Below are 19,028 nucleotides of genomic sequence, written 5' to 3' on the forward strand. Positions count from 1 at the left end.
GACAACGCTATGATAGATGAAAAAGCACAGACGCTACAGAACCTGTTGACTGCTTACGACGCCGTGGCAGTGGCTTTCTCGGGCGGCGTAGACAGCACGCTGCTGCTGGCTGCGGCACAGAGGGCGTTGGGAGAACGTGTCGTGGCGATTACCGCCGTTTCGGAGATTCATCCCAGCGGCGAAAAAGAGCTGGCCGTTCAAATGGCCAAGCAACTTGGGGTGCGCCACGTGCTTGTGGAGACCGATGAACTCGAGGACCCGCTTTTTTCCAGAAACACCCTGGATAGGTGCTACTATTGCAAACGACGTCTCTTCGCGGTTTTGAAAAGAAAAGCTATAGAAGTGGGGGCCGAGGTGGTCTTACACGGTGCAAATTTAGATGACCAGCAGGATTTCAGGCCTGGTCTGCAAGCCGCTCGTGAGCAAGAGATTTCAGCGCCTTTGGTCGAGGCCGGGTTTTCAAAATCGGAGATTCGTCAATTGGCCAGGCGGTGGGGCCTCGGCAATTGGAGCCGACCGGCGATGGCCTGCCTGGCAACCCGCATACCCTACGGGAGGCCGATACGACCGGCGGACCTCAGGCAGATTGATCGTGCCGAGGCTGTACTTCGAGATATGGGCGTAGACCCCTGCAGGGTGCGCCATTATGGAGATATGGCCCGAATAGAGGCCGATCCTGCACAGATTCCCCGTCTCGCAGGTGTTTCACTTCGCATCGAAATCGTAAAAAAGCTTCAAGCCTTAGGATACACTCATGTGTGTCTCGATCTGGAAGGATATACAAGCGGAAAAATGAATCGGGGCATCACTCGCACGGGCAGATCCATATCGACAGATACCACCTGATTTTTTCTGCGCCGTCAATTTTGTTTTTGCGTTTCGGCTATCTTCAAAATAGCCTGCTCGATCACTTCCGAAGTCGTGCTGTTGGTGCGGCGTTTTTCTCGATTGAGAATGATTTGGGCCTTGAGCGATATCATGGCAGAGATTTGTTTTTTGCCATCTTTTTTTTGCTGCTCGCGCCATCTTTTCTGGCGTTCCCGGTCCGTTTTGCGGCGCTGATTCAATGTGGCCATGTTCAATTGTCTCCCTGAACATTAAATTAAATGGGATCGCAACTCGGTTATATGTCACGTTAAATTCTATTACTGCGTGAGAACGCCCCAAAAGTCAATCCGTAGGTTACCCCATCAGCCTGCAATTCTTACTGAATTCGCTTCATTAAACCCGGCGTGGGTGGAGCAGGTGGCCGATGCCACACGCCAAGCGGCCAAGTGCCGCTAAGAATGCACAGCGGGCGGCCCAGAAACTCGCTGCGCTCAAACAGTCTGGGCCGCTTGTCCGCCGTTTGCATTCGAGCGGCACTAGGACCGCAGGCGTACGTGGCCCTGGCCACCTGCCACACCCACACCTGCCATCTCCGTCGCAATGCGAATATTATTAACAAATGTCTTCTGTAATGAATGCCCTTCAAGATGAATCACATTCAGTTAGAATCCCTGCTTGTCAGCGATTCCCACTTGTTAAAAAAGTCATTTATTGTTAATAAGTTACATTTTTAAAGGTAAAAGGGTACCTTATGGCCGATTTGCTGGTTCGATTATACCGGTTGCCTCAAACAGACTGCTCACTGTCTCTATTCGCCGAACAAGGCGTGTCCATCCGAAGGGCGATGGCCTATGAGCGCCAACAAGTCGTCCGGTGGGTGGGCGAAACCTTCAATGCGCTTTGGGCCGGTGAGTGTGAAACTGCTTTCGGACGCCAACCCATCGGCTGCTATCTTGCCGTCAAAAACCGCGCTATCGTGGGTTTCAGCTGTTTAAATTGCACCTTTCGAAATTTCGTTGGCCCTATCGGGGTCGCTTCCGGCGCTCGTGAAGGTGGCATCGGACGAGCATTGCTCCTCGCTTGTCTGGAGGAAATGCGGCTTGCGGGATATGCATACGCTATCATCGGCGATGCCGGTGAACCGAAATTTTTTGAAAAGGCGGCGGGTGCGACGGCCATCAGTGATTCGACCCCCGGGCCCTATCCGCCCAAGCTCAAGTGAGACCTGTTAGTTTGGCCTACCTATTGCATAATTTTTTGCAAGGATCATCGATAAGGTGTGATGGGAGACAGGGTGATGTAATGTTGATGAATGAGAGAAGAGCGGGATTGATCCATGTCGTTTGAAACATTCGTCGCCGGAAGGTTTTTAAAGATTCGAAGCCAACGTAAGCTGGTGCCGGTCATCACGATCCTATCGACGTTAGGTGTCACGGTTGGGGTCATGGTCCTGATCGTGGTCATTGCCGTGATGACGGGGTTTCAGTCAGAGTTGAAACGGCGCATTCTGGATATCGATTCGCATATTACGGTGATGCGTTTCAATGACTGGATCCGAAACCCCAGTCAAATCCTTAGCCAGGTCAAAAATGTCGATGGGGTGGCTTCCGCCGCTCCTTTTGTCTATGCGCACGGCATGCTGCGTTCGGCCGACGGGGTCTCGGGGGTCGTTATCCGGGGCATCGATCCAGAGCGCACCGGCATCCAGGTGAAGGTCAACGGCACAGCGCTCATCGGCGATGTGTTGGCCGCTGCCGCCGGAGAGCAGATGGAGCAAGGTGTGATCCTGGGAAAGGTGCTGGCCGACAAACTGAAGGTTGCCGTCGGCAGCGGCGTTCTGCTCATGGTTGCGGATGCCCGACACGCCAGTCTGCGCACCCTGCCTCAGACGCAACGTCTGAAAGTGGTCGGATTGTTCGATACCGGGATGCACCAATATGACGGCGCCATGGGTTTCGCGCGCATCGACAGCCTTCAGCGGATGATCGGCGTGTCCGAGTCGGTCACAGGAATCGAGGTGCGGGTCGAACAACCGGATGAGGTGGAGAAGATCACTCAAGAGATTCACACTGCATTGGGGGATGCCTATTGGACCACCCACTGGAAAAGGATGAACCGTAATTTGTTCTCCATGCTCGCCATGCAGAAAGTGATGATGTATGTCATTTTGACTTTGATTATCCTCGTCGCCGCCTTTAATATCGCCAGTGCCCTTATTATGATGGTCAAAGAGAAAGTCAAAGATATTGCCATCTTAAAGGTGATGGGGGCGAGCAATCGAAGCATCCGCACCATTTTTCTGAACAAAGGCATGGTCATCGGTCTGGTTGGCATCTGCGCCGGCGCCTGCTTGGGATTGGTCTTATGTTGGATTATTGCACAGTATCCGATTATCGAACTTCCGGGCGACGTCTATTTTTTAACCACTCTGCCGATAAAAATCACAATAACCGATTTAGCCCTGATCGGGCTGGGTACCTTCGCGATTTGCATCTGTGCATCCCTTTACCCTGCGAGCAAGGCGGCCAGGTTGAAGCCTGTCGATGGGGTTCGCTATCGTTAACGGGTAGCCGCGGAGATCCCGAGAGCGGTGCAACGGTTCTACCCTTGGAGGATGGGTGCGAAAAATCTTGAAAATCCTGTTGATGATTCTGTTCCTGTCATTGGTGGTTTTTGCCGCCATCGTGGACCGGCTTGCCATTGAGGCCGTTCTGGGCGGCTTACGGCCAGGACCCTACCTGCGGTTGATCGGTGTCCTGGGAATGTTCGTGGCCATGTTTCTTTCTTGGGGTTATAAGAGAAAAATCGAGGCATCTCAGAAATATGTGCGCGCCCAGGAGGTGCTGACCCGGGCGGACCAGCAGTTCGAACAGGCCCGATTGGAAAGCGAACGTCTCGAGAAACGGCTGATTGCCGAATACCAGCAGAAAAAGGCGAATCTGGACCAAAAGCTTTCTCAGTTAAAACAGGAGCATGAAGAAAGGATAATGGCCCTTAAGGAGCAAAACATGGCCTTGAAAGAATCCGTAGGCAAGCTGATGAAAATGGTTCGGAAGGGCAAGGTGCAGTAAGGGCCATCAAGAGTATTGGTCATGCCCTGCTATTGTGATAAGGTCCGGCAGACAGGGAAAAATGTTCCATGGATGGACACAATTTCAAGAAGGGTAACGGGTGACGATGAAACGACAAGACCGGCAGGAAGGAAAGGTGTTGCCATGATCAATCGGGGACCGTTTCAATTTCACTACCAATTTCAGTTCTCCAACGGCCAGATTAAAGATTATGAAATCTCTCTGGACCCGGATACATTGAGTTTGATCCCTGTCGCCACTGTCGCCGATACACCGGAATGGGTTCATCTGGAATATCAGCAGTGCCCGGATTGCCCCCTGCACCCGGATGCCCACCGGAATTGTCCGATCGCCGTAAATATCATGGAACTGGTCGAATCGTTCAAAGCCGTCTTTTCATATCATGACTGCACCGTCGTCTGCGAGACTGCAGAGCGTTCTTACATGAAAAAGACATCCGTGATGGAAGGGTTGTCGTCCATCTTCGGGGTGATCATGGCAACGAGCGATTGCCCGGTCATGGAATTTCTCAAGCCCATGGCACGGTTTCACCTGCCTTTCGCAACCATCGAGGAAACCACTGTCCGCACGGCTTCCATGTATCTGCTGGCTCAATACTTCAAATACAAGAATCAGCCGGGAATTCGTTTCGACTTCAAAACCCTGGAACAACATTACAGCAGGGTGCAGGTGGTCAACGAAGGTTTGCTTGGCCGCATCACCAGCGTCGGCAGTGAAGACGCAGATAAAAACGCGATCGTAACCCTCCACTCCCTCTCCCAGTTTTTGTCCATGGAGATGGACTATAGCTTGAGCGGATTGGAATATATCTTTGCGGGGCGCTTTGCCGATTGAAGACCTTGGCCTGTAACGCATGCGCATTCAAAACAACGACACTGAGTATCTTTTTCACCATTTTTTTCCAACCCTATTTGTGCAGTTCCGCCTCCACTTGACGAAGAATTGTTCAAAGACAAAAGTACAGAAAGAAGTATAAAATTGATCAAGCTGCTGAAATCATTTCTATCCAAGCTCGGATCGACGCGGGCTCCAAAAGAATCGCAACCACCAGAGACGACCCCCCAATCACGTCAAACAGTGCCATCGATCCCCAATACCGACCGTTCCCGTGGGGCGAATTCAAGCGTCGCGTCTGGTAAACAGGCCGATGGCGGCAAGCGGCGGTCGATTGGACCCGCAGCGTCTGCCAAAGTGGCGCCTGAGGCTATTGTAACGCCACGTTGGGACCTCATGTCCTTTCAAGTGGCTCCCGAGGAAGGAAAGGTCCGGTTTCACGATCTCGGATTGCCGGATCCCCTGATGCACGCCATCGCCGATCTGGGTTTTCGGTATTGCACGCCTATTCAGGCCGAAATCCTGCCGAGTACGCTGTCGGGCAAAGACGCCACCGGCCGTGCCCAAACCGGTACCGGTAAAACGGCCGCCTTCCTGATCACGATAATCACCCGTTTGCTGAGCGAGACGCCCAAGACCCAATTGCCCAAAGGTTCGCCGCGGGTTCTGGTCCTCGGCCCGACCCGGGAACTGGTCATGCAAATCGCCGAGGAGGGACGCCAGCTCGCCAAATATACAGACCTGACCATCACTAGTGTGTTTGGCGGCATGGATTATGAAAAGCAGCGCCGCCAGCTGACCCAGACGAATAGCGATATCGTGGTGGCGACGCCCGGACGTTTGCTCGATTACAAACGGCAGGGCGACATCAGACTGGATCAAGTGGAGATTCTGATCATAGACGAAGCGGACCGCATGCTCGATATGGGGTTTATCCCGGACGTGCGCAAGATCATTTATGCCACGCCGCACAAGGATAAACGCCAGACCCTGCTGTTCAGCGCCACGCTGACGCCGGAAGTAACACGCCTGACGGCCCAGTGGACCCGGAATCCCATCCATGTGGAAATAGAGCCCGAGCAGGTGGCTGTCGATTCGGTCGAACAGATCGTCTATATCGTCACCCGGGAAGAAAAGGCCGCCTTGCTTTACAATATTCTTGAGCGAAAAGGGCTGAAGCAGGTGATCGTGTTTTGCAATCGTAAGGATGAAACCCGCCGTCTGGCCGATCTTTTTCAGCGGTATCAGATGGATTGCGCGGTGTTGTCAGGGGATATCCGCCAGCGTACGCGCGTGCGCACGCTGGAAGATTTCAAGGCCGGAAAGATTCGCGTGCTGGTCGCCACCGACGTTGCCGGAAGGGGAATCCATATCGAGGGTATGGACCATGTCATCAACTATACATTGCCGCGGGATCCGGAAGACTATGTCCATCGCATTGGACGCACCGGAAGGGCCGGCGCATCCGGAACATCGATCAGCTTCGCCGACGAAGAGGATGGTTTTTTTATACCGGCCATCGAAGAGCTGATCGGCTATAGACTTCCCTGTATTCATCCAGAAGAGGGATGGTTGACGCCGCTGCCACCCCCTCCGGCGAAACGAAAAGCGCGAGACGAAGATCGAAAGCCGCAGCGGTCGCGCTCTTCCCAAAGGAGCCGCCGGCGACGGCCTTCCGGTTCTGCGGCTGGTGCTCAGGGCGAACGCAAACAGAGAACCCGCCCGCCGACGCGATCCGGATCGCGTCGGCGGGGCCGGGGCAAGGACGATCGGTCTGGCGTTGCTGCCGCGAAAACCGAAACGGGACCCATCCAAAGCCAATAGCCGAGCGCCTCAAACGTTATCCAAAATGGTTGTATCCACCTGTCAGCGGCGTGGCATGGCCATCTGCATCGATAAGAAGGGCGCGTCCCGCCTGGTTCGTTACGCGCCCTATTTCGTAGCAATCGACACCACTCTGCAATAGGGTGGGGAGATTTTGCGGCGATATGGAGAAAAGCAGTTCGAAATCCTCTCCGCCGCCGAGCGCCCATTGCATCGGGTCGACGCCGATCATCCGTCCTGCCTGGATCACCTCATCTTGCAGTGGAACTTTTTTTGCATCTATTTCAGCCCCTACCTTGCTTTGGGTGCAGATATGATGCACTTCGGCGCCCAAACCATCGCTGATGTCGATCATGGCATTGGCCAACGGGGCGATCAATCCGGCCACGTCCATGCGGCATCTGGGTTCAAGGTGCTTTTTCAAGAGATAGTCGGAAGGCTTTCGACCGCTGATCAACAGCGCCAGACCAGCGGCTGATCCCCCCAGGCAGCCGGTCACCATCAATCTATCGCCGGGCCGGGCCTGGCTGCGAAGACACAGATGCACGGGCAACACCGATCCAAGCAAGGCAATGTTGATGGTCGTGGTTGGGCCCTGGGTGGTATCGCCGCCAAGCAGCGCGGTGCCATGCTGCCGGCAAGAGGCCATGATCCCCTGGTAGAGTTTTTCAACCCAGGTAACTTCCGTATCTTCGGGCAGTGCAAGGGATACGAACATCCATTGGGCGGTGCCCCCCATGGCTGCAATATCGCTCACATTGCATTCCGATGCCTTGAATCCGATTTGATGGGCACTGGCCCACGTGCTTTTGAAGTGCCGCCCTTCGACAAGCAGGTCCGTGGTGACCAGCAGGTAGGGGGCCGGTTCGGGGGCTGTGCGGATGACCGCAGCGTCATCGCCGATGCCTTGCACGACCTGCGCATGATTTAGGGCGACCAGATCCGCCAAGCGGTCGATCAGGGCAAATTCTCCACCGATGTCCTTGATTTTCATAGGACTGAATACTCTACCAGTTGAGCCGTAACTCGATGGGCCGGCGGTTCTGCAGAAACGCGGCACCCGGCATCAACTGGATGGTCAGCGGGATGCCGCTTTCGGCCTGGGTCGCTTGCGTTTCAATGTCAATTACGATGGAAGAAAACAGAGGCGGATCACTTTGTTCGCTGAAACGGATCAGATACGATTCCAGCTGCCGCTTCAAATCGTCCGGGGCGTTTTCCGCAGGAAGGTGGTCTTTGCACCACAGGATAAACTGAGTCGCCTGGGTGAGAAGGAGCTGATAGGCCAGTGATTGACCGCTGACCGTCACCGCTCCGGGGAAAAATGCCCAATCCTTTTTGGGTGCCGTGGCCAGCGGCGTGAATCCGGCCTCCACGAATTGGGACAAGCGATTCTGATCGAAATGAGTTTCGGATACCATGGGTGGTAGGTGCCCATCGGTATGGAACGCCAGATCTTGTATCAGAAAGTGCTGCTTATCGCAAAAGCCGGTCGGCCAGCGATGCCTGGAAACACTTTGAGCGATTAAAGTGCCGAGGCCCCAAACCGGTGCGATCCAGTTCCGGCCGGACTCGACAAAAGGGGTGTGGCGCGGTGGATTCTCTTCACCATAAGGGTAGCGAACCAGAAAGCGGTTGCACGTCAGGCAGATCCAATAGCCGTCCGACGATTGGCGCAGGCGGTTGAACTTGGCATAAGCAGAGGATCCCAGGTGGTTGGGGATGTAGGGCAGGGTGCCCAAGCTTGACCATTGGGACAGCTGGAAAAACGAGGCCGGCACCCAGGCGATGATCGGCACCATCCATGTGGCTGCCCAGCGGGCGGTGATTTCGAGTCGTTCCGCCGCCAATGGGGTGTTGTCAAAGGGCAGGTCGAGCAGGATGACGTTGGGCAGATCGGCGATGATGTGAGGGCTCAGCGCTTCCAGGTTCGCTTCCAACGCCTCGGGCTGCACGCTCGAGATCGAGACGGTGGTCTCTGTAGTGTCAATGCCCTGTTGGAGCAATAGCCTCAACCCGCGCCAGGCGCTTTCCATGGTTTGAAACCGCTTGTCATCGAAAAGCGCATTCAACAGGCCGCACGAGATGGCATCGAGCTGCTGCGTGTCTGTTCGAATTGAATCCGCCTTGGTGTGAGTGGCGCTGTCCAGGGCGACCATATTCAGAATATGATCGATTTGACTAAGTTGATTCGGCGTCTTGGGCGAAACCGGGGGGGCCTGGAGCTCGATCGGCGGCAGTTCCGGCCACTGGTGTAACTCCTGGCGGATATGGTCGTTGGGTTCACCATTTTGACGGGCTTTCTTAATATAATCTTTTACTGTGGAGATCTGTTTAAAAAAAGGATGCGAGGTGACCACACCATCCGGATGGAAGGCCTTCAGGCGGTCAAATCGGAAGGCCAGCCGGCCTTGCGGACACAGGGACTTTTCGACAATCAGGTCCAGATGAAGGGCCATTTTTCCCATGACCTCATCCAACGATGCGCGATCAACCACCTGCGGCTGGATGGCGAGGGCGTCATCGGGTTCCGGAGCGAAAGTCGCCAAGGCGAGGATTTTAAATCGGGTGTCAACAGTAGACATACCAATTTGCCATGAATGGGGTTATGAGAAAAATTTTTTAATCAGGCCACCGGCTTTGTGGCTCAATTTTTCCGACCATTCCTGCTTTTGGGGCGTTTCAGGAGCGGGCGGCCGTGTCGGCGTCGGCTCTACCGGTGCTGGCTCTTCGACCTCCGCCAGACGACCTCCCCCCAGAAACCTGAATTTTGGTCCGTGTTCGCCGAGTGAGAGTTGTGCGTTGGGTTCGAGATACATTTGGGTTTGGATCGGCTGCCCGTCGATGGTGATGCAGTTTAACCCGGTCAGGTCCTTGATCCAATATCTATCTTGCGCGAAAAAGATTTGCGCATGACGTTCCCGGACCCCGGGATGGGCGATCAAAAAATCGCATCCCGCACCGCTGCCGATCACTATGGGCAGTGCTTGAAATGACTTGAGCGCCGGGCCGTATTGAATGGCCAGTGGTGCTTTAACCTTTTCGGCCGTCGGCATGGCCGCAGATGGTGGAGATTTCAGCGGCGGGGAAGTCTGGTTTGCGGATGCCGCAAATGCAGGTTTTTCGGTGTGCCTGGGCGGCTGATGCAATTCACGGCCCTGGGGAAAAGGTTGCGCTTTTACCGGTTGAACCTGGTGCGGTCTGAGGGGCGGAGCTGGCGACGCGGTTTCCGGCGCGGCAACATTCTGTGTTTGTGGCGGTGGGGTGGCGCTGATTTGCGTCAGAAAGCTCACCTTTGGGCCGCCCTCGGCGAACATGAGCACGTCGCCATCTTTGAGATAGGTTTCCGATACCCGTTGGCCATTGACATAGGTGCCGTTGGTGCTTTGATCGATGAGTTTGAAACGATTGCCTTCCCGAACGATACGAGCGTGCACGCGTGACAGCGTCACCATCTCTTTCGGAAACAGGACCTCACAATCCGGGTGGCGTCCCACTCGGATATCTCCTTCCGACAGTTCTTGAATTTCGCCCTTTAACGGACCTTGCAAGTGGACCAGTTGGACCGTGATGTTGGGGATGGTGCTCATGATGGAAACTCGATCACTGTTTGGGGGTTATATAATTATTGATGGCTCTTTTTGATGCGCTCCAATTTTTCCAGCAGTCTTCTGGCTTGGCTCAAATTCTGGTCCACTTCTTTGTAACCGGGGTCAACCGCATAGACCTTTTCCCACTCGGCGATGGCTTCGGTCAGCTGTTCCTTGCCGAAATGGATGATACCCTTGTTGTAATGGGCCTCTTTATAGTTGACCAGGCATTGATCGATATAGGTCGCACACTGCTGGCAATTGGCATCGTTGGCGGCGGCCGCCTCGAATCCCTTCTTGGCGATCATGTAATCGCCTCTGTTGTAGGCCGTCATGGCCTGTTCGAAATAGGCCTTGGATAAGTAGGTACGAATCTCTTTGTCCTGAGGTTGGTTCATCAAATACTTTTCGAATTCCTGGACCGCCAGGCTGAATTGGTTGTCGTTAAAGTAATCCAAGCCCTTGTTGCGGTGCATTACCAATGGGCCGATTTTGCTCTTTTCGATATAGGACGTACACTGCTGGCATTGGGGATTGTATTGCAGCGCGCTTTCAAAGGCCTCTTGTGCAGCGTCGTAATCGTGTTGATCAAACAGCTGCTTTCCGCTCTCGTAGTAGGCGCGGGACAGGTAGTCCCGGGTTTGAGAATCGTTTGGAGATGCTTCGATTGCTTTGTTGAGTTCGAATATGGCGTCTTCGTATTTGCCCTCATTAAAGAGGTCGATGCCGGAATCACGATAGGCGATGATCTGCATTTCGATTTCGTTCGACTCACCATTTTGCTGGGCGGCCGGGTATGCATCAGACGGGGGGACTTCGGCAGGCATTGTCGTTTCGGCTGCGGTTTTCTTTTTCTGATCTCCTGCAGTTACAGGCGCGTCGTGAAACGGAAGCCCGGCAACCTTGGGTACCTTTATGGTTTGTCCGACTTTAACCTGAGTGGCGTCTTCCATCCCATTGAATTGCGCGATGATATGAAATTGTTTGTAATCACCATAGTATTGTTGGGCCAACTTTGAAATGCTTTCTCCCGGACGCAGCACATGCTCGACATAGGAGGTCGCCGAACCCTGGTGCTCCGGAGTGCCTGTCAAGGGGGCCATTGAGTCGAGTTCCGGAATCATGATGCGCTGGCCGGGTCTGACTTTGGTTGCGTCGTCGATGTCGTTGAATTGGGCGATGACATGGTACTTTTGATAGTCTCCATAATACGTCTTAGCGACCATCGAGAGGCTCTCACCGGGTTTGATCACGTGAAATACATATTTAGGAGCTTTTTCAGGTTCCCTCGAGACCAACATCTTAGATGCATGGGGATGATCCGGCTGATATTTCAGCGCGGTGAGAAATTCCTTGCGGGCCAAGCCATATTTACCCTGGGCATGATACTTCATGCCGAGTTGATAGCGTTCATCAGCCAACTGTGCCAATTGCCGGGTCAATCGTTCTGAATTTTCTTTTGCGGTCTGGTTTTGCGGATCCGCGGTCAGGGCCAATTTGTACTGTTCCAGGGCAGCCGCCTGATCACCCTGATGTTCCAGGTCCTGTGCACTGCGCACATATTGGGCCGCCAACTCCGGATCGGGTCGTTGGCCCGTTAACATGGCGCAACCTGCGCAGATCCATCCAACAACAAAAAGGCTTAAAATTCTCGAGCAAGGTTTCATGGGATCACCTGAGGGACAAGGGTTGAAAAATTTTTAAATGCGATACGAATGTGACCATATCCCTTTTTAAAACCTGATCGCGTTGAAGTGCAAACTGGTCTGAAAAAAATGGGTTGCCACCACGTTGGACCGTTGCGGCCAGTTTGTATCCGGCCCGCTGCGCGATGTGTATGGCGCTGCTGTTCAGGCGGCCAAACGGGTAAGCGAAAAATGTGGTATTCTGGTTGAGTTTTCCATCCAGGATTTTTTTCGAATCACCTATTTCGTACCAAAGGCGCTGCATGTAAGCCTCTTCGCTTTCATTGTCGCCTTTTTTGGAAAGATCACTGTGTGCGATCGTATGGGAACCAATGGTGAAGCCCTGGGCCCTTAGCTCGCGGAGCTGGTTCCAAGAGAGGGCTTTGCTCGATACGCCCACGAAGTTTGTGTAAATGAACAAAGTCGCCGTAAAGCCATACTTTTTCAAGATTGGATAGGCAACTGTATAAAACGAACTGTATCCGTCATCAACGGTAATCATGACCGACTTGAGTGGAAGGGGGCTGCGGTATTCCAAAAACCCCAGGAGATCATCCGGGGAGATGGTGCGATAACCGTTCTCCTTCAAATAGCGCATTTGCCTTTCAAACAACTCCTCAGGTACGCAAAGAGGGGAGTCGCAATGATTTCCGAAACGATGATAACACAGAATCGGGACCTGCTGCACGCCATTGTCAAACACACCTCCCCGATTTCTGATTTTCAAGGGAATGACGACATATCCATCCGGCCTGAAAGGTTGGGCGTCATTGGCATCATCGATCATCCAGGCCAGCTCTGCATCGCCAAGAAAGCGCTGGGCCAACGAGGCGGTGGTGTCACCGGGGCCGGCACGGTAGAGGATATAGTCCTTGGAACGATGAAACTGGGGCGTAGCAGGTGTCGTCGAAACGGGTTGGGTCGCGCATCCCGAACTCCACATCACCCAGATTAAAAAGCACAGCGAAATACCACGGGCTCGTAGGATCTGCATTCGTTTTTCCATACCGGTAGAAGGTTTGCCGATGAGCAGGTGAATCAATTAGTGCTTTTAAATCAAAAGTTTGTTAACGATGCATATCACATCGGGGATGCACATGCAACCTGGAAGCACAACACCGAGGAATTTCTTAAATTGACAATAACCGGATATTATAATAAAAATCATCAATTTGAGCCTAAATGACCAGCGCGATCGATAATGGGTTGGTATGGGTTGGTTCTCAGTGATACGGGATCAGGAGTTCGAATATGCCCGAACCTCAGAAAACTTCAGCGACAAAGCTCTGGCTCAAGCAGTTGACCACTGGAACGTTCAGGTCCTTCAATGAAAAGGTGGATCGGATTGCATTTTTTCGAAACAACAAGAAGGCGCTGGGGATTGTTCTGGTTGGATGGTGTTTGACGCTCTTTATCTGCTTCTTTTTTCTGGATTCATTCGGCGTCCGCCAGAAAGAATCCTTTTTCCTGAGGCATGCTGTCGCCGCAGAGGCTCTGGCCAACCAAAGCGCGCCGAAACTGCTGGAAGACGATCTGTTGGGGCTGAACAGGGAGGTCGCCGATTTTTCCAAAACCTATAAGGTCATTTTTGCGACAGTCTTGAATCATGAGCGCAAGGTGGTGGCGCACACCGATGCCGAGCGATTCAACCAGCCCTATCAAGATCTCGAAGCCGCTGAACAAATCCAGGTGCTGAACGAAGTGGTGGTCCAATCTGGTGTGATGGCGGATGGCTTGGATACCATCACGTTTACCCAGAACATCACCTATTCAGGGGTAAAAATCGGAAGCGCGGTTTTCGGTGTGCCGAAGAAACGAATCACTGATATCGACAGCCGTACCAGGCTCTACAAACTGCTCGCATTTGCCTCGACTTTGTTCATTGTCGCAGTGATGGTGTTATGGCTGAGCCGACGAAAAACGAGTGTTTCACCAAAACATCTTTCCATCTCGGCGGATGGATCCATCATCGGGCCCTACCGTCTGAAGGACAAGATCGCACAAGGCGGAATGGCGGAACTCTATATCGCCGATTATGTGCGCGAAGACGGCTTCAAACGCAAAGTGGCCATCAAAAAAGTCCTCCCTCATCTGGTCGAGAATCAGGACTTCATCAACATGTTCGTTCGCGAGGCAAGGCTTGCCGCACTCCTGCAGCATCCCAATATCGTTCAGATATTCGATTTCGGTAAAATTCAACGCACCTATTTTATCGCCATGGAGTATATCGACGGCCTGAATCTGGGGCAGATCATGGCCAAATTGAAAGCGCCGTTGCCGGTGGATATGGCGATATTCATTGTGATGAAAATCAGCCTCGGCTTGCATTACTCACACACCCGGAAGGACGATGACACCGGCCGGTCCTTGGGGATCGTCCACAGGGACATCAGTCCGCAGAACATATTGATATCCAATCAAGGTGAAGTCAAAATAAGTGATTTCGGTATTTCCAAGGCGACCACCGAGCCCAGTCTGACACAGGCTGGCGTGATCAAGGGGAAGCTGGCCTATCTGGCACCTGAGCAGGCTCTGGGCAATGAGGTGGATCACCAGGCAGATATCTACGCATTAGGGTTGGTTTTTTATGAAATTCTATCCGGCAGGCGCCTGTACCATTTCGATTCAGATATTCAAGCCATTCGGACCATACCGGAAATGGTCATACCGCCTATTGTTTCCGTAAGGCCCGAGGTTCCTGACGCCTTGAACCGGATCGTGATGCAGTGTCTTGAAAAGGACAAGACCAGGCGTTATGCCGACGCCATGTCGCTGCATAACGATCTGAGAAAGTTGAGAGCCAGGCTGCAAATGTCTTACGGAGAATCCGATCTTTCCAACTTTATACGAACACTAATGAAAAATGCATAAAATAGAATTTATCGGTAGAACGGATACAGGTCTCGTTCGGTCCAACAATGAAGATACCTTCATGCTCGACCCGGCAATGGTGTACTGTCTTGTCGCAGATGGCATGGGGGGCGCCGCGGCCGGGGAGATGGCCAGTCTGATCTTCGCACAAACCACTGCGGAACTCTTTTCATTCCCCAAGCCGGCAACCGAACAGGAACTCGTCGATCGCGTCCAGGCTGCATTTCGAGATGCCAATGATCGAATTCTCGACCATGTCGCGAGTCATCCCGAGCACAAAGGCATGGGCTGCACAGCGGAGTTGCTGGCATTTACCGATACCGGTTATGTTATCGGGCACATGGGAGACAGCCGGACCTACCGGCTGCGGCAGGGCTATCTGAAACAGCTGACCAAAGACCACTCCCTGGTTCAGGATCAAATCGATCAGGGCCTGATTACCGAAGAACAGGCAAGGTCCCACCGGATGCGTAACATTATTCTCAGGGCCGTCGGTGTCCGCCCGTCACCGGCTCTCGATACGCTCCGGGGACCGATTTTTTCCGGCGACCTGTTTCTTCTTTGTTCCGATGGATTGACCGACCTGATTGAGGATCGCGATATTTTGAGGGTTTTACTTCAGGACGGACCCATTGCGTCGAAGGCGGACCAGCTGGTGGACATGGCCAATGCGGCCGGTGGGAAGGATAATATTACGGTGGTGTTGGCCCAGGTTGCATGAATTTTACTTTGCGCATATTTATGCTGGTTCTGGTGTTGCTCAACACACCGGCCCGAGCGGACGAAAAGGCCGCCGTCAACGACTTTATCGTCTCCATTCCCATGTCCGAAGCGGAAGAAGTGATCAGATCCTGGTTGAGTGTAAACGATATCCAACTCCTCCATTATGTTCAGAACCAGGGTCATCGCGTCATTGAAACACGCGGTCAGGATCGTGCCTGGATTATTGAATTGAGTGCCCATACCCCCTTGGCCACGCGACTTCAGGTGACCGGGGATGCATCAGCACAACCGTTACAAATATCATCTCTACGATCTTATCTGGAAGGGTATGTCCATCGTGCCGATGCCAAGGAAGTTACCCTGGACGATGCGATTCCACAAGCGGTGAAGGATCTTCTCCCGGCGATTGTTTGCATCTACGCTTCGGGAAAAGAAAGGTCGGTTCAGTTAAGTGGCTTCTGCATCGACCCTGGCGGGCTTGTTGCGACAACGGCCCACGATCTTGTCGTCGGGCAATCGGTCAGGGTTTTATTTTCCGATGGTCATGGTGTGTCTGGGCGTGTCTTGAGTTTGGACGCGAGCCGAGATCTTTGCCTGATAAGGGTGCCCAAGCAGCTGGCTGCGATTATCCCACTAGACAAGGGGCGTTTCGCGCCTGGCGGAAGCGAGCCGTTATATGCCTTGGGATGTCCGCGCGGAGAGACAGGGATGATCCAGGTCGGCGCACTGGACGGGCCTCCGAGACGGGTAGACGGCTTTCCGCTTTGGCAGGCACATATGCATACCGAACCGGGAAGCAGCGGCAGTCCGGTGCTCGACAGCCGTGGAAGGTTAACCGCCGTGGTCAAAGGCCGCTACCGCGGCACAGATGCCGTCGGGTTTCTTATACCGTTTGAAACGATTCTCCAGTTTTTAGGAAAATATTGACAATGACGGAAAGTTACGGCCGTTACCGGATCATCGATGAGTTGGGCAGAGGGACCATGGGCGTGGTGTACAAGGCCCATGATCCTCAAATCGACCGTTTGGTGGCCTTGAAGGTGCTGCGACCGGACAGGGTCACGAGCAAGGATTTTGTGGCGCGTTTTCTAAAAGAGGCGCGTGCCATTGGCCGATTGTCGCACCCTCATATCGTGACCATCTACGATGTCGGCGAGGATCATGGGACGATCTATATTGCCATGGAGTATCTTCAGGGCGAGCCCTTCAACGCAGTGGTGCGATCCGGCCGCCTGAGCCTTGTGGAGAGCCTCGATATTACAAGGCAGGTTGCCGAAACGTTGGATTATGCCCATCGCCAGGGGATCGTTCACCGGGACATCAAACCCTCCAACATTATCCTGGCCGATGGAAACCAAGTGAAATTGACCGATTTCGGCATCGCCAGAATCGAAGACGCCTCCTCGGCTTATCAAACCCAGGCCGGTGAAATTCTGGGTACGCCGGTCTACATGTCGCCCGAACAGGTCATGGGCCAAACGGTGGATGGCCGCTCCGACCTTTTTTCGCTGGGTGTCATTCTTTACGAGATGATTTCGGGATCCAGGCCCTTTGGGGGAAACACTATCGCCGCGATTTTTCGCGCGATCACCCAGGACCAACCGGTACCTCCAGAGCAGAAAAATCCATTCATCCCGAAGATTCTATCGGAAATGGTATTAAAGTGCCTTGCCAAGCCGCCTGAGCAGCGTTTTCAAACGGGTCGACAACTGGCCGATGCGCTCACTAGCATGGTACCCGTGCTGCAACCAACCGATGTGCCATCCCAGCGACCCGAGAAACCGGCCCTGCATCGCAGGCCGTTGGTGTTGATCGGTGGCTTGGCGGTGTTTGTGGTCCTCCTAGGATTGGCCTTCCAATTCCGTTCGTCCTCGCCGCCAGTGGATGACAGCCGCGTCAGCAACGGCCTTTCGGTTAGCGAACCGGCCGGGCCAATATCCGCCGTTCAGGAGGGACCTTCCACAGGCGATCTGCCTGCGGCTCAACAAGCCCACTTGAATGTCAGCAGCGTACCCGAAGGTGCCGAAGTATTTGTGAACAATGGTCTAAAAGGTCAAACGCCCCTGTCGCTTTCACTCCCCGAAGGAAAATATGAGCTGCGATTGAATCTGCCTGGATATTTTGAGTGGGAAGCCCAGGTCGACATCTCAGGAGAAACACCGCTTCACATTCCCATGCGACCCTTGCAATAGTACACGCCTGCCCGGAGAACGTCTCGCCATCGGTTGACCCTTGACCCAATGTTGGCCTGACACAGGCCCGCAAGGGGCGTGAAAGCGGATGTATATTATTTTGAAAACCTACTAAGAATATGATATCCTGCAATTCTTTATGGAGGAGCATCCGAATACAGGGGGCTTTCGAGTCAGCGGGTATGATTCAAAACAAGACGCCGGGATGGTTGCTGTGGCGCGCCTGGCAGGATTCGAACCTGCGGCCTACGGATTAGAAGTCCGTTGCTCTATCCAGCTGAGCTACAGGCGCTTGGGCGACGGACGGATAAGCCAAATAGCATAGGAAATCGGGGATGTCCACAGAAAAGGCAAGTTGCATTCAGAACCGATTGGAGATGCAATAACGGGTAAATATTCAATGAAAGTTGATGAACCATGAGCAAGACGAAACAAACATCGGACGCGGCGACGGGTGAACAAAAGCCGCTTGCAAAAGAAAAAATTGATAATCGGAGTAAACGTGCGGAAGCTAGTAAATCGCTTGCCAAATTTGATCCGCTGCAGCGCTACTTGTCCGAAATCAGTCGGTATCGCCTATTGACACGTGAAGAAGAGATCGAATTGGGCCGCAGGGTTCAGGAAGAAGGGGATATGGAGGCCGCGTATCAGCTGGTGACTTCCAATCTCAGGTTGGTGGTAAAGATTGCGTTGGAATTTCAGAGGGTCTGGATGCAGAACCTGCTGGACTTGATCCAGGAGGGCAATATCGGCCTTATGCAGGCTGTAAAGAAATTCGATCCATACAAGAACGTCAAATTTTCATATTACGCTTCGTTTTGGATCAAAGCCTATATCCTAAAATTCATTATGGATAACTGGCGCCTGGTGAAAATCGGAACGACCCAGGGTCAGAGAAAGCTTTTTTTTAAATTGAAAAAAGAAAAGCAGCGACTGATCGAACAGGGTTTCGATCCCAAGCCCAAGCTTCTATCCCAGCGATTGGGGGTGTCCGAACGGGAAATCGTGGACATGGATCAACGCCTGGATGGTTGGGATGTTTCCCTCGACTCTCCACTCAAAGACGGATCTGATACGGGAAGAATAGAATTCGTCAGTGAGGGCACCGCCTCGGCAGAGGACAGGGTTGCGAAAAAGGAGATAGAGGTGTTGTTGCATAACAAGGTGGCCGAATTCCGGGAGCAGATGACGGACCGTGAGATGGAAATTTTCGACCAGCGCATATTTTCCGATAGCCCGGTCACCTTGCAGGAAATCGGAGATCGCTACGGCATATCACGCGAGCGTGTCAGGCAAATCGAGAAAAACGTCATCAAGAAAATGCGAGATTTCTTCAAGAGCGAAATCCCCGATTTCGAAGCATACACCAACGAAACCGATTAGAAAGTG

Annotated in this window: 17 protein-coding genes and 1 tRNA gene; 11 read left to right on the forward strand and 7 right to left on the reverse strand. The window is 53.2% G+C overall.

Translation table 11 applies throughout. The annotated features are described in order from the left end of the window. The first annotated feature begins 9 nt into the window (after window positions 1-9). On the forward strand, window positions 10-846 hold the full coding sequence (gene larE, locus DFT_RS10295; RefSeq protein WP_076750679.1) for an ATP-dependent sacrificial sulfur transferase LarE: 837 nt from the start codon (window positions 10-12) through the stop codon (window positions 844-846). 14 nt (window positions 847-860) lie between these two features. On the opposite strand, the gene DFT_RS10300 is transcribed toward larE, so the two are convergent. Further along, on the reverse strand, window positions 861-1,076 hold the full coding sequence (locus tag DFT_RS10300) for a hypothetical protein (RefSeq protein ID WP_054031112.1): 216 nt from the start codon (window positions 1,074-1,076) through the stop codon (window positions 861-863). 503 nt (window positions 1,077-1,579) lie between these two features. Here DFT_RS10300 and DFT_RS10305 point away from each other — a divergent pair. The 5 genes from DFT_RS10305 (at window position 1,580) to DFT_RS10325 (ending at window position 6,578) form a co-directional block, all read left to right on the forward strand. Beyond that, on the forward strand, window positions 1,580-2,050 hold the full coding sequence (locus DFT_RS10305; protein ID WP_054031113.1) for a GNAT family N-acetyltransferase: 471 nt from the start codon (window positions 1,580-1,582) through the stop codon (window positions 2,048-2,050). 114 nt (window positions 2,051-2,164) lie between these two features. Continuing rightward, window positions 2,165-3,391 carry an FtsX-like permease family protein gene (locus tag DFT_RS10310; RefSeq protein WP_054031114.1) on the forward strand — a complete coding sequence of 409 codons (1,227 nt, stop codon included), beginning with the start codon at window positions 2,165-2,167 and terminating at the stop codon, window positions 3,389-3,391. A 55-nt stretch (window positions 3,392-3,446) separates the two neighbouring features. After that, window positions 3,447-3,899 carry a hypothetical protein gene (locus DFT_RS10315; protein WP_054031115.1) on the forward strand — a complete coding sequence of 151 codons (453 nt, stop codon included), beginning with the start codon at window positions 3,447-3,449 and terminating at the stop codon, window positions 3,897-3,899. Window positions 3,900-4,043: 144 nt separating this feature from the next. Then, the gene (locus DFT_RS10320; RefSeq protein WP_054031116.1) at window positions 4,044-4,754 is read left to right on the forward strand and encodes a DUF6901 family protein; all 711 of its coding nucleotides are present in this window, start codon (window positions 4,044-4,046) and stop codon (window positions 4,752-4,754) included. Between the two features lie 396 nt (window positions 4,755-5,150). Continuing rightward, window positions 5,151-6,578, forward strand: coding sequence for a DEAD/DEAH box helicase (locus DFT_RS10325; RefSeq protein ID WP_054031117.1), 1,428 nt, complete (start codon window positions 5,151-5,153; stop codon window positions 6,576-6,578). Window positions 6,579-6,594: 16 nt separating this feature from the next. Here the strand turns inward: DFT_RS10325 and thiL are convergent, their stop codons facing one another. From thiL to DFT_RS10350, 5 genes are all read right to left on the reverse strand, one after another. Continuing rightward, entirely contained in the window at window positions 6,595-7,572 is a 978-nt protein-coding gene (gene thiL / locus DFT_RS10330; protein WP_054031118.1) for a thiamine-phosphate kinase, read from the reverse strand. 13 nt (window positions 7,573-7,585) lie between these two features. Further along, complete coding sequence (locus tag DFT_RS10335; RefSeq protein WP_054031119.1) at window positions 7,586-9,163, reverse strand: type VI secretion system contractile sheath domain-containing protein; 1,578 nt, start codon at window positions 9,161-9,163, stop codon at window positions 7,586-7,588. 21 nt (window positions 9,164-9,184) lie between these two features. Next, complete coding sequence (locus DFT_RS10340; RefSeq protein ID WP_054031120.1) at window positions 9,185-10,168, reverse strand: FHA domain-containing protein; 984 nt, start codon at window positions 10,166-10,168, stop codon at window positions 9,185-9,187. Between the two features lie 35 nt (window positions 10,169-10,203). Then, window positions 10,204-11,772: a tetratricopeptide repeat protein gene (locus DFT_RS10345; RefSeq protein WP_054031121.1), complete on the reverse strand. Its 1,569-nt coding sequence runs from the start codon at window positions 11,770-11,772 to the stop codon at window positions 10,204-10,206. 67 nt (window positions 11,773-11,839) lie between these two features. Beyond that, the gene (locus DFT_RS10350) at window positions 11,840-12,895 is read right to left on the reverse strand and encodes a polysaccharide deacetylase family protein (RefSeq protein WP_083453431.1); all 1,056 of its coding nucleotides are present in this window, start codon (window positions 12,893-12,895) and stop codon (window positions 11,840-11,842) included. A 209-nt stretch (window positions 12,896-13,104) separates the two neighbouring features. Between DFT_RS10350 and DFT_RS10355 the strand changes: the two genes are divergently transcribed. The 4 genes from DFT_RS10355 to DFT_RS10370 are packed head-to-tail and all read left to right on the forward strand — an operon-like array spanning window position 13,105 to window position 17,639. Then, complete coding sequence (locus DFT_RS10355) at window positions 13,105-14,724, forward strand: serine/threonine protein kinase (RefSeq protein ID WP_054031123.1); 1,620 nt, start codon at window positions 13,105-13,107, stop codon at window positions 14,722-14,724. Next, complete coding sequence (locus DFT_RS10360) at window positions 14,717-15,445, forward strand: Stp1/IreP family PP2C-type Ser/Thr phosphatase (protein ID WP_076750501.1); 729 nt, start codon at window positions 14,717-14,719, stop codon at window positions 15,443-15,445. The genes DFT_RS10355 and DFT_RS10360 overlap by 8 nt, the downstream gene beginning before the upstream one ends. Further along, window positions 15,442-16,374, forward strand: coding sequence for a S1 family peptidase (locus DFT_RS10365; protein ID WP_054031125.1), 933 nt, complete (start codon window positions 15,442-15,444; stop codon window positions 16,372-16,374). Before DFT_RS10360 ends, DFT_RS10365 begins: the two co-directional genes overlap by 4 nt. 2 nt (window positions 16,375-16,376) lie before the next feature. Continuing rightward, window positions 16,377-17,639, forward strand: a complete 1,263-nt coding sequence (locus DFT_RS10370) for a serine/threonine-protein kinase (protein ID WP_054031126.1) — start codon at window positions 16,377-16,379, stop codon at window positions 17,637-17,639. 215 nt (window positions 17,640-17,854) lie between these two features. Here DFT_RS10370 and DFT_RS10375 read toward each other — a convergent pair. Beyond that, window positions 17,855-17,931, reverse strand: a tRNA-Arg gene (locus tag DFT_RS10375). A 125-nt stretch (window positions 17,932-18,056) separates the two neighbouring features. Between DFT_RS10375 and DFT_RS10380 the strand changes: the two genes are divergently transcribed. Then, window positions 18,057-19,022, forward strand: coding sequence for a sigma-70 family RNA polymerase sigma factor (locus tag DFT_RS10380; RefSeq protein ID WP_054031127.1), 966 nt, complete (start codon window positions 18,057-18,059; stop codon window positions 19,020-19,022). Window positions 19,023-19,028: the final 6 nt, after the last annotated feature.

The organism is Desulfatitalea tepidiphila (assembly GCF_001293685.1).
Taxonomy (GTDB): domain Bacteria; phylum Desulfobacterota; class Desulfobacteria; order Desulfobacterales; family Desulfosarcinaceae; genus Desulfatitalea; species Desulfatitalea tepidiphila.

Coding starts and splice junctions, on each gene's coding strand:
- DFT_RS10365 (WP_054031125.1), top strand. CDS start 15,442: ATGAATTTTACTTTGCGCATATTTATGCTGGTTCTGGTGTTGCTCAAC.
- DFT_RS10380 (WP_054031127.1), top strand. CDS start 18,057: ATGAGCAAGACGAAACAAACATCGGACGCGGCGACGGGTGAACAAAAG.
- DFT_RS10325 (WP_054031117.1), top strand. CDS start 5,151: ATGTCCTTTCAAGTGGCTCCCGAGGAAGGAAAGGTCCGGTTTCACGAT.
- DFT_RS10305 (WP_054031113.1), top strand. CDS start 1,580: ATGGCCGATTTGCTGGTTCGATTATACCGGTTGCCTCAAACAGACTGC.
- DFT_RS10300 (WP_054031112.1), bottom strand. CDS start 1,076: ATGGCCACATTGAATCAGCGCCGCAAAACGGACCGGGAACGCCAGAAA.
- DFT_RS10360 (WP_076750501.1), top strand. CDS start 14,717: ATGCATAAAATAGAATTTATCGGTAGAACGGATACAGGTCTCGTTCGG.
- DFT_RS10370 (WP_054031126.1), top strand. CDS start 16,377: ATGACGGAAAGTTACGGCCGTTACCGGATCATCGATGAGTTGGGCAGA.
- DFT_RS10355 (WP_054031123.1), top strand. CDS start 13,105: ATGCCCGAACCTCAGAAAACTTCAGCGACAAAGCTCTGGCTCAAGCAG.
- DFT_RS10335 (WP_054031119.1), bottom strand. CDS start 9,163: ATGTCTACTGTTGACACCCGATTTAAAATCCTCGCCTTGGCGACTTTC.
- DFT_RS10340 (WP_054031120.1), bottom strand. CDS start 10,168: ATGAGCACCATCCCCAACATCACGGTCCAACTGGTCCACTTGCAAGGT.
- thiL (WP_054031118.1), bottom strand. CDS start 7,572: ATGAAAATCAAGGACATCGGTGGAGAATTTGCCCTGATCGACCGCTTG.
- larE (WP_076750679.1), top strand. CDS start 10: ATGATAGATGAAAAAGCACAGACGCTACAGAACCTGTTGACTGCTTAC.
- DFT_RS10310 (WP_054031114.1), top strand. CDS start 2,165: ATGTCGTTTGAAACATTCGTCGCCGGAAGGTTTTTAAAGATTCGAAGC.
- DFT_RS10320 (WP_054031116.1), top strand. CDS start 4,044: ATGATCAATCGGGGACCGTTTCAATTTCACTACCAATTTCAGTTCTCC.
- DFT_RS10345 (WP_054031121.1), bottom strand. CDS start 11,772: ATGTTAACGGGCCAACGACCCGATCCGGAGTTGGCGGCCCAATATGTG.